The organism is Candidatus Nomurabacteria bacterium (assembly GCA_020631975.1).
GTDB lineage: Bacteria > Patescibacteriota > Saccharimonadia > Saccharimonadales > CAIOMD01 > JACKGO01.
Map to the genome: position 1 here is coordinate 123,101 of JACKGO010000008.1, position 13,643 is coordinate 136,743.

Here is a 13,643-nt window from a genome sequence, read left to right on the forward strand (position 1 = left end):
GTCGTTTTATTAATGATGAGCATAGTGATATGCCGCTAAATATGTAGTTATTTGATCGGTAAAAAGAATACAGTATTCTAATTACAGAATGTACCAATGTATCTTATAATAAGATAGTAAAATAATAAATTGTTGTACTAAACTCTAACTCTTATAAGAATAGAAGATCAACTTGTTATATCGTAGTTATAATGAAAGGAAGTCATGAAAACAACCCCTAAAAGACTAATTAAAGCGGCAGCACCTCATGGATCAGTAGTTCTCTATAGGAATCTAAAGCTTAAACTAGACAATAATTTCAAAAATCGTTCAGAGACAAAAGTATCCAAAAGAAAACTTATGGAAATGATTAAATCTGCAAAAAAGATTGAAACACAAATTCATCCAAAAATTATTGTAAGCCTTACAAGTCACGGCCATCGATTAGAAAGTACTGCTCCACTAGCGATTGCATCGCTTTTTAACCAAACAGTATTGCCAGATAAAATCATACTTTGGCTTGCACATGATGAAAAACAAACATCTTCTTTAATTAAGCTACAGAAATTAGGACTAGAGATAAAATTCACAAATGATATAAAGTCTTATAAGAAGCTAATACCAGCATTAAAAGAGTTTCCAGAAAGCACTATAATCACCGTCGATGATGATGTTCTTTATCCAAAAGACTGGCTGGAAAAAACAATGATCGAACATGCCAAGCAACCGAATGCAATAATATTTAATAGAGGCAGAGAGATGCTAATAAAAAATGGACATGTTCAGCCGTATACAGATTGGCAATTAGTAACAACTGACCATAATAATCATCACTTATTTCTACCTACTGGAATAGGTGGAGTACTGTACCCACCAAGCTCACTTGACAGTAGAGTGATGAAAGAAAGTTTATTCAAGAAGCTAGCACCACTCGCAGACGACCTTTGGTTTTGGGCTATGGCTGAATTAAAGGGTACAAAAAGAGTTTTGGTAAAAGATGGTTTTAGTGACACATTATCTTATGAGCTTGATAATAACAATAGTGAAAGATTATCTATAGTAAATGTTGATCGAAATAGCCCTAATAATAATGACACTCAATTAGCTAAAATATTAAGGTATTTCCCTGACTTATATAAAAAAATTGGCGCGAACCAAGATCAAAATATCGCTAAAGTTATACACAATAATATAGTTACCCAATTTAACATAACAAACCAAAATGATTGGATTCAAAGAATACAGAGTACTACGGGACAGTTTTATGAAATTGGGATGCTCATAGACATAGAGAAAAGACTTAAAATATCAGAAAATAATGTCATAATAGATGCCGGTGCATATATAGGAAATCATTCTTTGTTTTTTGCGACTCATTGCAATGCGAGTAAAGTGATATCATTTGAGCCATCTAGCGAGTCATATAAGTCATTACAAAATAATATTGAGTTAAATGATTTGGATAAAAAGATACAAGTTTACAATTTTGCGTTAGGTGATAAGATCGATAAAGCCGAAATAAAAGTTGTCGATAAAGATAATAAAGGTGCAACAATGGTTAAAATGGCGAGCAAGGGGGACGTAAAGGTTGTTACGCTTGATGGTTTTCTACTCAAAGACCTGTCCAAAATTGATTTAATTAAAGTTGATGTAGAAGGTATGGAGATACCTCTGCTAAAAGGCGCACTCAAAACAATAGAAAAATTCACACCATTATTATATATTGAGGCGTTCGAACAGAGTCGTTTAAATGAAGTATTAAAAATATTATCACCGCTTGGATATAGTATTGTTGATGTCTTTAATGCAACACCAACTTACCTATTCATGCATAAAGACAAGCTAGCGCATACTTGACTGTTTTAATAAGCGTTTATATATAAAATTATATAATCAACAATACACACATATTTCTTTTTATGCATATTAATCTTTAGATTATTTTCCTCAGCTCAAAACATCACTAAAAATTAAATAATGGTAGAATAATTACTATGAATATCGTAATGGCATCTGATAATAATGGCGTTGAAATGCTAGCGGTTACTCTTTACTCAACAATTAAGAATAACATTAAAGATAATATTAATATTTTTATAATCCATACTGACATTTCCGCTACTAACCAAAAAGAAGTTTGTAAGTTAGAATCAATAAGAAAAAATATTAATATTAAATTCTACAAAATAGATAATAGCTTCTTTAGTGATGTTGAACTTACCAATCAAACTGTTAGTATGCCAGCTTATTATAGGTATTTTGCTCCTGATATATTAAAAAATGAAGATAGGGTACTATATATGGATTTTGATATGCTATGTATCGATAGTCTATCTCATCTCTATAACATTGATATGCAAGATAATTACATTGCTGCCGTTGAAGATTATTACGTTTCTAGCACGGGTGATTACCCAGGTTTTAAGGCAGGAATAAGATTTAATAGCACGGATGTATATTATAATTCTGGATTGTTATTGATGGATTTAAATAAATTAAGAACTAGCGGTATCATGGATGTGTTTTGGAGAAACATCAGAAATAAGACCAAAATTATACCAAAAAAATATAATATATTTGCAGATCAAACCATAACAAACATTACTTTTAAAAATAAAATTTTACAATTAGATTATAGATACAATGCGGTAGTTTCAGTATTTAAGTATCGACATTTAGACAACCCAGCAATTATTCATTTTTCTGGTAGGGATAAGCCTTTTACTTGTTATGATGATTTTTCGGCAAAATACAGTGATATATATTATGACTATTACGTAGAATGTATGTCAGTTTTGGGTAGGGATGCTTCTAAATTACTAAAAAATGCTATGAGGAAATTAGGACTAGAAACGAATAATGCAGTTGATAATTTAAAGATCTCTCAAAAACTTGCAAAAGATAAGAGTAACCACGTACAGGAACTTTTAAAGCAATTAGAAGAAGAAAAAAAAATAAAAGAAGAAAAAATAAAAGAATTAGAAGATCATATATACATTATGGAAAATTCAAAATCATGGAAGATAACAAAACCAATAAGAAATATTAAAGAACTCAAAACAAAGATCAAGAAGTAATTATTCCTCAAGTGGTATAATGTAGATTGTGAATTTAAAGAATAATAGTAGTAATTTATATTTTGATGTTACCCAATTAGTACATTGGTCCGGTCCAGTAGCTGGTATACCAAGAGTAATGCTTGAGCTTGCAAAAAGATTTAAGCAGGATAATACAATTTACGTCAGCTGGGTTAAAGAAATTAAAGCATATTGTGTAGTAAATCTAGAAGAAACTTTAATGAGAGAAAGCGGTATTATCTATGAAAGTGCTAACCATGCCAGCGCATCAAGTAGCAAATCTAGCATAAAGAAGCAGACTAAGCGAGTTGCAAAAGCTATTGTATATAGAACGAAATATATTCATCCAGAATTGCCAAATAAAATCATAAGTAAGCACGCATTAGTTAAGGCACATAACTATACCGTACCAGACATTAAACATAATGATATTGTTTTTATACCTTGGGGGGAATGGTGGGATGAAAATTTTCTTTTAATGCTAGAAAATTTTCATAATCAAGGAGTAAAGCTTTCTACAATCATTCATGATGTAGGCCCTATAGTGACACCACATTTATCTGCGCATTCTACAGAAAGTCTTACGAACTACTGTAAACGAATAGTTCCGATTTGCGATATAGTGTTTGTAGTATCAAAAAATACAAAAAAAGATTTAAGCAATTGGCTTGTGAGCAATAAAATACCCGTACCAAAGATTTCGGTCTTTAGACTTGGTGATAATTTTGAAATAAAAGAGCCAAAAACACTAAGTAAAAAAGATAAGATAAGTACAAGCAAGCCGTTTATTATGTCAGTTGGCACTATTGAGTTAAAAAAGAATCACATGCTACTTTATTATGTGTATAAACTTGCCATCACTAAGAGCATTAAACTTCCGGACCTTTTTGTAGTAGGTAGAGAGGGGTGGAAAGCAGACTATTTCATAGATATTGTCACAAATGACCCAGATGTTAAAGATAAAATTCACGTTCTCCGTGGGGTAACTGATGAAGAATTGGCCTGGCTCTATAGTAAAAGTGTGCTAACCGTTTTACCTAGTATGTATGAGGGCTGGGGGATACCCATTGCAGAAAGCCTTGCGTATGGTGTACCAAGTTTAGCAAGTAATGTAACTAGCATGGTAGAGATTGCGCCAGGCATAACGAAACACTTTAATCCATATTCCACCGATGACTGTCTAAAAGCGATTTCTGATATGATTAGTAGCATTGATATACAAAAAAAGCGTGCAAAAACATATAGAATGTATTCTTGGGATGAATCTTATTTACAAATATGTAAGGAATTAGAAAAGATATGAATGTTATAAAAGTATTACACGTCACCACTCACGACGAAGATTGTGGTATTGCTAAGTATCAGCAAAACTACATTGATTCGTTCACAAAAAACTACCCGGAGATTGAAAATCAGATTTTCGAATACTCACCAAATAAGACCAAGACTATGAATGAGGCCCAGTTTAATGAAGCTTTGGGTTTGTTTAAGCAGCAGATAGCCAATTATGACATCCTGCACATTCAGCATGAATTTGGGTTCTTCCAGCATAACGAACTTGAGCAGTACGTAAAATTTGCAAAAAAAATGCACAAGAAGGTTATTTTTACTGTTCACACATCACCGGATGTAGTAATCATTATTCCAAAACTTGGAGGCATTGGGCCAAGAAGTATTTATAAATATTTACGTGAAAGAAGGCACGCAAACGAATTAATAAAAAGACACGTTATACCTCTCAGGCTGGCTGATATTGTCTTAGCCCATAACGAACTTACAATAAAATCTTTATTAGAATTTGGAGTTGCTAAAGATAAAGTTATCAGAATAAAGCACCCTATACCTAATCTTATTAGTAGACTTAGTAGCGATGAAATAAAATCAAAACTAGATTACCATGAAGGTGATATAATTTTTGCTTGTGTAGGTTTTATGCACAAACATAAAGGTCTTTTTGACGCAGTTAAGGCTCTAAACTATCTACCGCACACCTATAAATTGGCTATAATTGGAGGTGTGCATCCTTTTAGTGATTCAGCCGATATCTATAACAAAATTACAGATTTAATAGTTCAGTATAATTTACAGGACAGGGTATATATTACAGGATTCATTAAAGAAGATAATCGCTTAAATTCCCTTATACAGGAAGCTATTGTGTGCGTTTATCCTTATGATGGTGTTTATTACGGCAAGACTTCATCGGGGGCTCTAAACTTAGCTTTTGCCAACAGTATGCCGGTAATAGCATACCCAACTGCAACAATCAGGGAAATCGCAGAAGATTCAAAAGGTGCCGCAGTACTTACTGATACGTTCAGTTATTACGAGCTTGCACGAAAATTATTAACAACTAACTTTGAAGAAAAAAGGCAACAGTCGGTGAAATATGCCAAGATTATGTCGTGGAATATGCAAACATCTAAACTAACAAAAATTTATAAAAGTATTATTGACTAATGTTTTTAAATATGAGGTTTTTATAAATAAAATAATTCCATACGACTATAATAATAACTGTAATGAATTTTGCCACGTAGCCTGGTAAAGATATATAGTTTGAAAGTATATAAATTAAATAACTACTTAATAATATATTAAAAACTGCCAATAAGCTGTAAAAACTAACTGCGTATATTTTTTATACTTATATATGTTTTTACTAAACGACCATTGTCTATTTCCTAAGAAACTTACTATAAACCCGATAATAAAACTCAATACATTAGATGTGACAATGTTTAAATCTACTAAATAATAGAGTACTATGAAAAATACATACTCACTTATAAACGCCATGCCACCTACTAGTAAATATTTTATACCGCTATTTAATTTTGAAGACATATTTCTATTATAGATCATACTAATTGTAGATTTGTTATAATCATATATGACATGAGGGTATGTATAATAATTCCAGTTTATAATGAGGGTTCAGTAATTTTAAAAACAATAAAATCTATACAAAATGAACTTCAGCAAATAGAGCACTTAATTGTAGTGGTAGACGATGGTTCAGCTGATAACACAGATACACAAGCTAGAAAAGCAAAAGGAGTGATTGTAATTAACCATCTTATGAATATGGGGGCTGGTGCAGCGACGCGTACAGGTTTGAGGTATGCTAAGAATAACAGTTTTGATTTTGTTGTCACAGCCGATGCTGATGGACAGCATTTGCCAATGGATATTAAAAAAGTACTTAAGAGTTGTATGAATAAAGACGCAGATATGGTAATTGGCAGTAGATTAATAAATATCGCAAAAGGCATGCCTTGGTATAGAAGGCTTGGTAATAAAGGCCTAAACTACGTTACGGCACTGATTTTTGGCATAAATGTTACAGATTCACAATCTGGATTAAAAGCTATAAACAAAAAAGCTATAAATTTACTAACTTTTGATTCCAATAGGTTTGCGTTTAGTTCAGAAATGATTTGGAGAGCAAAAAGATGCAATCTACGCATTAGTGAAGTTCCAATACAGGCCGTTTATACACAATACTCATTAACAAAAGGACAGAGTAATTGGGGGGCAATTGATATAATAAGACAGTTAATAAAAAGAAGATTGATCAGGCTGATTAATGGATAAGTATACTTTATTATTAATACTGAACTTGCCTATTGCATTAATGGGTTTGCTTGCAGTACTAGAACAATATCATAAGAAGCGAATAGGCAAAATATCTCTCATATTAAAAACCATGTTTTGGCTTTCTGTCATTATTGGCCTACTATTTTCAGATACACTATATGAATATTTAGTAGCTAACAGTCTAACTGATAGTACGCCGTTAAGTATAATGGACGTTGTATTAATTACAGGCTTGAATGTATCTCTAGTAATGCACTCAAGCCAATTCATAAAATTGGACAATCTTGAAAGACAAATTAATGAACTTCATGAAATATTATCAATTAAGCTTTCAAAAAAATAATGAACATAAAAATATTTAGTACTAATAAAAGCTTATTATTAAAAGTTAGTCTGATATTCTTTGCTACTATAGCGTATCAATTAGACATAGACTATATATACACAATAACATTATTGGCAATTCTTTATATCTCTATTCCTAGGATAGGAGTAATAAAGAGTAAATTGAGCATATTAATTACATCTTTGTTAGTATATTTTTCTCTTATACAGTTATCAGCAGCAATACAATTTATGCTATTTAGAAATGGTGGATTTGAAGCTATAGTAATAACGAATGCGATTCTCATTATAATTTGCATAGTATTGTTTGAAAAAAAGAATAATGAAAAGATCCCAATTTTCAACCAACAGGATATGATCTCGTTTATGATCTTTGCGATGTTTTTACTACCTTTTGCTTATATTGCAGTAAAAAAAGGTACATATGAGGCTATTACTAATATAGGCGGTATTCAGGTAGTCGATTCTACTGTGCATTATGATTCATTGGGCTATGAAGAGACTAGGGGGGGATACCAATATAATAAGAGTTATTATCCGAGGGGATTTCATGTTTCAACATCGCTTGTCCAATCAGACCTAGGTGTAGTACAGCGTGACTCAAGTTGGAAGACGAACGCTCTAATATACGCTCTGCAGTATCTTATTTTTGCAGCATTACTAGTGTATAGCACCATATATTTAGCTACTACTTTGTTAAAATATTTTTATCAAAATAGTAATAAAAAGTCATCAACTTACGAATATTTTACGTTAGGTATAACATTAGCAATTCCATTATTGTTACTTTACCTTTTTCTATTTGTCCAGCAGGGGTTCTTAAATTATTTTTATGTATCTGCAGCTATATTATTCGCTTCAACGTTTCTATTTTTAGAAAAAAGAAAAACAATAGGTGAATTGTTGATTTCTAATAGCTTCATAGACAAGATACCATTGGTGTTCTTTATTTTAATTACAATAGGAGTTTCATACAGTTGGCCGATATTTACCCCAGTATTATTACTTATCATTTTATTAAGTCTTTTAAGTGTAGATAAATTTAGCATAAGAAAAATAGCTCATATATTGAATTCAAAAAATATTCTCATATTTATTCTAATACTATTCCATCTAGTTGCAATCTATTTCCAGATTCATTACGATGCTAAAAATGGGCTAGAAGCAACAGGCGCGCTCAGTAGTTTTAATAGTTTCTTTTTTTACAATATTTTTCATAGGAATTTTATTCTTATATCTTGATAATAATATCAAACTGAAACAAAGAATGAATGTATTAAACGTCGTTATACCGTATGTACTATTAATCGCATTTCTTATGTTAGTACAGTATTATCTAGTAGGTGAATCCAGGTACTATCTTATAAAAAGCTCTATAATAATGGAGCTTATATTATTTGCTATATTAGTGCCATATTTTATATATCGTGCAAATATACAAAATAAAAATCATATGTTAATAGTATATTTACCTGTATTAATGTCATTTCTTACTCTGACATCCATAGGCTACACAAAAACACCATTATTAGAGATTAGGTCACTTTATCGTGACTATAACAGCATTAGTAAGCCAAATTACTATGATGAAGATATATCAAAAATAATCCCATTAGCAGTGAACGAGAAATTGCATGACTATAATCTTATAGTTCTTCATGCGGACAATAATGGAAACCTATATTCTCATGCGCAGATATCTCGATGGGTAAATGCTATGGGTGTAGCAGATTCATCTAATCCAAGCTGTTTCTATAACGCATTTAATGAGCTTGCATATACTTCTAATAGCGTTGATAAAGATAATAAGATGATTAAATATATTAAAGAATGTTCTAATCAGCAGATGCATAAAAACAATGATTACTATATTATTACTGATTCAAATTCTGTAAATATACTTCAGAATAAAATAGATAAAATAGATAATATAAAATACATATTTTAGAATTTTGACAAGTCAACTATAGCTGGCCCATTGTTAAGCCTACCATTACCCCACCATGTTTCAAATACAAATTTATCGTAACTAGTATAGACATTTTGATATTTCCCATCTGAACTCTTCTCTATGTCTGTAATTCCATTCTGAGATATATGTATAAGTCTTCCTTCAGTTACTTCTTTTCCGTTGCCCCACCAAAGCTCGCGTACATAGCTTCCATCAGCAATGTACAGTTGATGCACACCGTTAGTAATATTTTTCTCAATTGCTACATTTTTTCTACCGCTCGGAGTAGTGGCCAGTTGAGCTGCATTACTAAATTTACTATTTTGACGCCACCATGTTTCATATACAGCATTATCAGTTGCCGTATATAAGAGTTCGGTACCATCTGTTAAATTTTGCTTTTCAATATCTACAATCTTATTCATAGGCAATACTTTTATACGCTCAATACTACCGTTAACAGGCCATTTCATTCTATATACTTCATAAGGCGTAGCAACATATACTTCATCTAGACCTAAAGTATCTTTTGCTTTAACCATGTCTACAGCATTTGTAATATTCCATAGTCTAAACCCACCACTTATTGCAGTAGAATCCTTCCACCAGTATTCATAAGGACCATCATTCGCAAGTACGTACAATTTGAAGACTGTTTCATTATTTTCAATAATCGTTTCATAAATTATTTTCTTAATATTTTCTTTACTAAGCACCTTAATGGGTTGTCCAAAATTTGAATTAACACCTTGCATTTTGTAAACAGCGTTTGTTGTCGCAAAATATATTGTTTGGGTGACTCCATCACGTTCATTAATTTTTGTGAAATCCTTTATTTCACCATCCGGAGAATAGAGTATAGTTTTCTTCTGCACACCGTTACTACCAGGCCATGAGAACATATCTATTTGCGTTTTTGTACTTGTAAATAACTGTTGAGTATTTGCAATGCTTGATTTAACAATCTGCTTCACTCTGTAGTTATCTCCTGCCAACGTACCACCGAACCAATCGTTAAAGTATCTCCAAAAGTTTCTATTACCATAAGCGCCACAATCGGCGCTACCATACATATTTGATAAGGCACCAGCGTTTGGTTGGTAAGGGGTGTAGTTATAAAGGGCGGCGGTTGCAGGGTTCTCTATAAATACTTGCGAGCCACCACAGGCTGCATTAGGACTGTATTGTATATAGCGTGATACACCCGCTTTGAAATTGTAGCTATTAGGGTAAGCGATATATCTTTTAAGTTGCCACGCGGCACTAGATACTTGATTATAAAAACCATAGTATTGGGCATCGCAAGGTGCGGTATCTGGGCAAGCATAGCCCATAGCTTTTTGATACTGCACGTTCCAAGGCCAATTATCTGTGACTAAACCTTGTTCTTTTTGCAGCATTACAATTAAAACTTGTGGGTTAATACCATACTCTTGAGCAACGTCCCATATTATTTGGGCGGCAGACTTGCCACCGGGGACATTGTAGGTTGGTCTTCCCGCATTATTTTCTTTTGTATTTATATTTTCTTTATACTCTTTTAGGCACGTCCAGGGTGGCTGATAACTTGGGTTGCTACTCGCTCGCCACCTGTCACAGGTGGGGACTTTAGCATCTAGGAACTGCTGTATTTGCTGTGCCGTCATAGAATTTTTATTATAAAAGACAGCATCGTCTATAATGCGCCCAGCTTTCCAATCGTTTGCAGTAACTGCATGTGCTTTTTGGGGTAAGGCAACTGGCAGCAGAATAGTAATCACTAAAAATACCATTGCAGCTGTAAAAGCCTTGTTTTTTAAGTGCTTAGCAAGCATTATTGTTTTACCTCTATTGTTTGCTGTGCGGTACCACTACGGTCTACACTTGTTACTGTTACTGCAAGGTTCCAACTTCCAGGAGTGAGTTCACCAATAGGTATGTCTAGAGCCTCACAATTGTAATAGGTGCCAGCGTTTACCACATTTTTTACATATTCTTTGCTTGAGCTTCCATTTGTTAGTGAGATAGTGCAGGTTCCTGTGGTCACGTCTGTTAAAAGAACCCTTACTACAACTGGGCCACCTATATTATCTTGGCCTGCAGCTGTAAGAACTACATTAATGGGGGCACCGGTTGAAGCTGGTGCTTTGTTTTGATCTATGGTGCCATCTAGCTTTTTCTGGTTTGTCTCGTCACTGTCTGTTGGGTTTGCTGGGGTATATTGCACATCATTTACTGGGCGTGGTGCTACGACAACAGTCGCAATAGGCTTGGTATAGAAGTTGGTTATTTGTAATTTTTCTAGGACTACCAATATAAAAATCACAGCAAGTGCAATGATCGCCGATATATAAATGATTTTAAATATTTTGGAGTTTTTCATACTTTTTTATTTTATCTTATATATTTAAACACTACCACATTATTATCTGTTTTGTCAATGTTATTATTCAAAATATGTTGTAAATTAATAGCTACGACCAACACCCAAATATTTGAATCCTAACAACTTAATATAGTCTGTGTCATAGTAGTTTACTGCGTCTACCAATAATACACCATCACAATTAGATAGCTCATCGGGATAGCCTAAATACTGGAATTCTGGCCAGTCTACAGCTATAAATATCGCGTCTTTATTTTTAATAGCATCTTTTGTGCTTTTTGAAAGATTTACGTTTTTGCGTAAATCTTTTTTAGCCTCATCCATGGCCCGTGGGTCATAAGCTGTTACTATTGCGCCAGCTTTGTCAAGTATGTTTGCTATCTTAACGCCAGGAGATTTACGGGCATCGCTGGTGCCCGCTTTGAAGGCCAAGCCCAATACAGCAACGTTTTTACCTTTTAGTGTACCCATAGCTTTCTTAGCCTTTTTAGTAATATAGCTGGGCATGCTTTCGTTGATATCTTGCGCAGCTGTCATTATGGACATGTCAATTCCGTATTGTTCGGCGCTTCTTATTAATCCACTTACGTCCTTAGGGAAGCATCCCCCACCATAACCACGCCCAGCATTTAGGAATGATCTGCCAATGCGTTTATCTTCGCCAACAGCATCCATGACTTCTCTTATGTCTGAACCTGTAGCATCTGCAAGTTTTGCTATAGAGTTGGCAAAAGAAATTTTTAGTGCCAAGAATGCATTTGCCGTTACTTTAGTTAGTTCTGCACTATTGCGTGTTGTGATAATATACTTACCAGGTTTATTTTTGGCAGGTTTAATGTTAGCAATATTCGCTAACTTTTCACGTTTTTGTTCTACAGATTTATATGTATCTAAAACAGTTTTTGCTGCGAGTTTACTATTACTGCCTATAACAATTCGATCAAAGTATAACGTATCTATTATTGCTGTACCTTCACGCAAAAACTCTGGGTTGGATGCGTATTTAATATTACATCCATTTTCATGGAATATATCTTCTATTTTTTGACCGGTTCCTACCGGCACAGTACTCTTTTGAACAAAAATACAATTATTTTTAGCCTGCATAGCCACTAGCTCTGCGACTTCATAGACGTATCGTAGATTTGAGCTGCCATCAGGGTTTTCTGGTGTCCCTACGCAAGAAAATATAATGTCTGATGAGTCTAATACTGTATGAGCATCGCTGGTAATCGTTAGATATTTATAATTTAAGGCATAACTCAATAACTCGTTTACGCCTGCCTCAAAGAAAAATGATTTGCCGGTTTTTAGTGTCTTTAAACGTTTATCGTTATTTTCAATCAGACTGACTTTATAACCTGTATTGGCTAGTACTACAGCTGTACTAAGGCCTACATAACCAGCACCAATAACAGCAATGTTTTTGATATTTTTGCTTCTCACTATCTGTTAATTATAACATATTTGATCGCTATAACATTATACAGAATAATATTGGGAGATATTGATTGCCAAAGGATGTATAATATTTAATCATGATTACTGTAATTATTGCGGGGGGTTCGGGGACTCGTTTGTGGCCTCTTTCTACTTCCGACTATCCAAAGCAGCTATTAAAATTAACTAACGACAAATCAATGGTGCAGAACACTTACGAACGGGCAAGGGCTATATCTGAGCACGTATATATAGTGCCCGACATTAGTCACGCGCATCATATAAAAGAGCAACTTAGCGATGTGGATGATGATCATTTTGTGGTTGAACCTGGTAGGCGCGGTACAGCTAATGCTATTGTTGCTGCCCTAGTCCACATCGCTAAAAAGCGTGGTGCCGAAGAACCCATCGCTTTTGTGCATGCAGATCATCATATTCGTGACCTACATGGTTTTACACGTTCTTTTATGACAGCTGCAGAAGTATCCAGTAGCAGACACGAAATTGCTTTGATTGGCATAGAGCCAACGTATCCAGCGGTAGGATTTGGATACATAGAGCGTGATGGTGAACTTGATGAGTACAGGGGCGTTTACCATGTAGAAAGTTTTAAAGAAAAGCCAGACTTTAATACTGCAAAAAAATATATGCAAAGTGGCAATTATTTATGGAATTGTGGTTACTTCGTAGGGTCTGTAAACACATTTCTAAAAGAGATGTCGCAATATGCTCCTACTTTAAAACAGAATTTTGATGAACTGTTTGCTATACAAGACCCGAATTCTAAGACCTATACAGATACCTATCTTTCTTTTAAAACAGAGGTGATTGATATTACCTTAATCGAAAAATCAAAAACACTCGTTGTTGTTCCAGCTAGCTTTGA

The 13,643-nt window shown here is 33.7% G+C and carries 13 protein-coding genes; 9 read left to right on the top strand and 4 right to left on the bottom strand.

The genetic code is table 11. The annotated features are described in order from the left end of the window. Positions 1–204 precede the first annotated feature (204 nt). The 4 genes from H6795_04995 to H6795_05010 all read left to right on the top strand — a co-directional run bounded on the left by H6795_04995 (position 205) and on the right by H6795_05010 (position 5,516). A complete protein-coding gene (locus tag H6795_04995) occupies positions 205–1,836 on the top strand; it encodes an FkbM family methyltransferase (protein MCB9817844.1) in 1,632 nt (543 codons plus the stop codon). Between the two features lie 149 nt (positions 1,837–1,985). After that, positions 1,986–3,056 (top strand): glycosyltransferase family 8 protein, encoded by a 1,071-nt coding sequence (locus tag H6795_05000; protein ID MCB9817845.1) that lies wholly within the window; start codon positions 1,986–1,988, stop codon positions 3,054–3,056. Positions 3,057–3,084: 28 nt separating this feature from the next. Beyond that, positions 3,085–4,359 (top strand): glycosyltransferase family 4 protein, encoded by a 1,275-nt coding sequence (locus H6795_05005; protein ID MCB9817846.1) that lies wholly within the window; start codon positions 3,085–3,087, stop codon positions 4,357–4,359. Next, the gene (locus tag H6795_05010) at positions 4,356–5,516 is read left to right on the top strand and encodes a glycosyltransferase (protein MCB9817847.1); all 1,161 of its coding nucleotides are present in this window, start codon (positions 4,356–4,358) and stop codon (positions 5,514–5,516) included. Before H6795_05005 ends, H6795_05010 begins: the two co-directional genes overlap by 4 nt. 126 nt (positions 5,517–5,642) lie before the next feature. Here the strand turns inward: H6795_05010 and H6795_05015 are convergent, their stop codons facing one another. Continuing rightward, positions 5,643–5,903 (bottom strand): GtrA family protein, encoded by a 261-nt coding sequence (locus H6795_05015; GenBank protein MCB9817848.1) that lies wholly within the window; start codon positions 5,901–5,903, stop codon positions 5,643–5,645. Positions 5,904–5,954: 51 nt separating this feature from the next. Between H6795_05015 and H6795_05020 the strand changes: the two genes are divergently transcribed. From H6795_05020 to H6795_05035, 4 genes are all read left to right on the top strand, one after another. Continuing rightward, positions 5,955–6,653: a glycosyltransferase family 2 protein gene (locus tag H6795_05020; GenBank protein ID MCB9817849.1), complete on the top strand. Its 699-nt coding sequence runs from the start codon at positions 5,955–5,957 to the stop codon at positions 6,651–6,653. Continuing rightward, positions 6,646–6,999, top strand: coding sequence for a DUF2304 family protein (locus H6795_05025; GenBank protein MCB9817850.1), 354 nt, complete (start codon positions 6,646–6,648; stop codon positions 6,997–6,999). The genes H6795_05020 and H6795_05025 overlap by 8 nt, the downstream gene beginning before the upstream one ends. 164 nt (positions 7,000–7,163) lie before the next feature. Further along, positions 7,164–8,243, top strand: a complete 1,080-nt coding sequence (locus H6795_05030; GenBank protein MCB9817851.1) for a hypothetical protein — start codon at positions 7,164–7,166, stop codon at positions 8,241–8,243. A 238-nt stretch (positions 8,244–8,481) separates the two neighbouring features. Further along, entirely contained in the window at positions 8,482–8,949 is a 468-nt protein-coding gene (locus H6795_05035) for a hypothetical protein (GenBank protein ID MCB9817852.1), read from the top strand. Here the strand turns inward: H6795_05035 and H6795_05040 are convergent. The 3 genes from H6795_05040 to H6795_05050 all read right to left on the bottom strand — a co-directional run bounded on the left by H6795_05040 (position 8,946) and on the right by H6795_05050 (position 12,763). Next, positions 8,946–10,766 (bottom strand): hypothetical protein, encoded by a 1,821-nt coding sequence (locus tag H6795_05040; GenBank protein MCB9817853.1) that lies wholly within the window; start codon positions 10,764–10,766, stop codon positions 8,946–8,948. The genes H6795_05035 and H6795_05040 overlap by 4 nt on opposite strands. Continuing rightward, a complete protein-coding gene (locus H6795_05045) occupies positions 10,766–11,314 on the bottom strand; it encodes a hypothetical protein (GenBank protein MCB9817854.1) in 549 nt (182 codons plus the stop codon). The genes H6795_05040 and H6795_05045 overlap by 1 nt, the downstream gene beginning before the upstream one ends. 84 nt (positions 11,315–11,398) lie before the next feature. Continuing rightward, entirely contained in the window at positions 11,399–12,763 is a 1,365-nt protein-coding gene (locus H6795_05050; GenBank protein MCB9817855.1) for a UDP-glucose/GDP-mannose dehydrogenase family protein, read from the bottom strand. A 92-nt stretch (positions 12,764–12,855) separates the two neighbouring features. On the opposite strand from H6795_05050, the gene H6795_05055 reads away from it, so the two are divergent. Continuing rightward, positions 12,856–13,643 (top strand): mannose-1-phosphate guanylyltransferase (locus H6795_05055; GenBank protein ID MCB9817856.1); only part of this gene is annotated, 788 nt, incomplete at its 3' end.

Excerpts from the sequence above, each read along its gene's own strand:
- H6795_04995 (MCB9817844.1), top strand. The coding sequence starts at position 205 with ATGAAAACAACCCCTAAAAGACTAATTAAAGCGGCAGCACCTCATGGA.
- H6795_05000 (MCB9817845.1), top strand. The coding sequence starts at position 1,986 with ATGGCATCTGATAATAATGGCGTTGAAATGCTAGCGGTTACTCTTTAC.
- H6795_05010 (MCB9817847.1), top strand. The coding sequence starts at position 4,356 with ATGAATGTTATAAAAGTATTACACGTCACCACTCACGACGAAGATTGT.
- H6795_05015 (MCB9817848.1), bottom strand. The coding sequence starts at position 5,903 with ATGTCTTCAAAATTAAATAGCGGTATAAAATATTTACTAGTAGGTGGC.
- H6795_05020 (MCB9817849.1), top strand. The coding sequence starts at position 5,955 with ATGAGGGTATGTATAATAATTCCAGTTTATAATGAGGGTTCAGTAATT.
- H6795_05025 (MCB9817850.1), top strand. The coding sequence starts at position 6,646 with ATGGATAAGTATACTTTATTATTAATACTGAACTTGCCTATTGCATTA.
- H6795_05035 (MCB9817852.1), top strand. The coding sequence starts at position 8,482 with ATGTCATTTCTTACTCTGACATCCATAGGCTACACAAAAACACCATTA.
- H6795_05040 (MCB9817853.1), bottom strand. The coding sequence starts at position 10,766 with ATGCTTGCTAAGCACTTAAAAAACAAGGCTTTTACAGCTGCAATGGTA.
- H6795_05045 (MCB9817854.1), bottom strand. The coding sequence starts at position 11,314 with ATGAAAAACTCCAAAATATTTAAAATCATTTATATATCGGCGATCATT.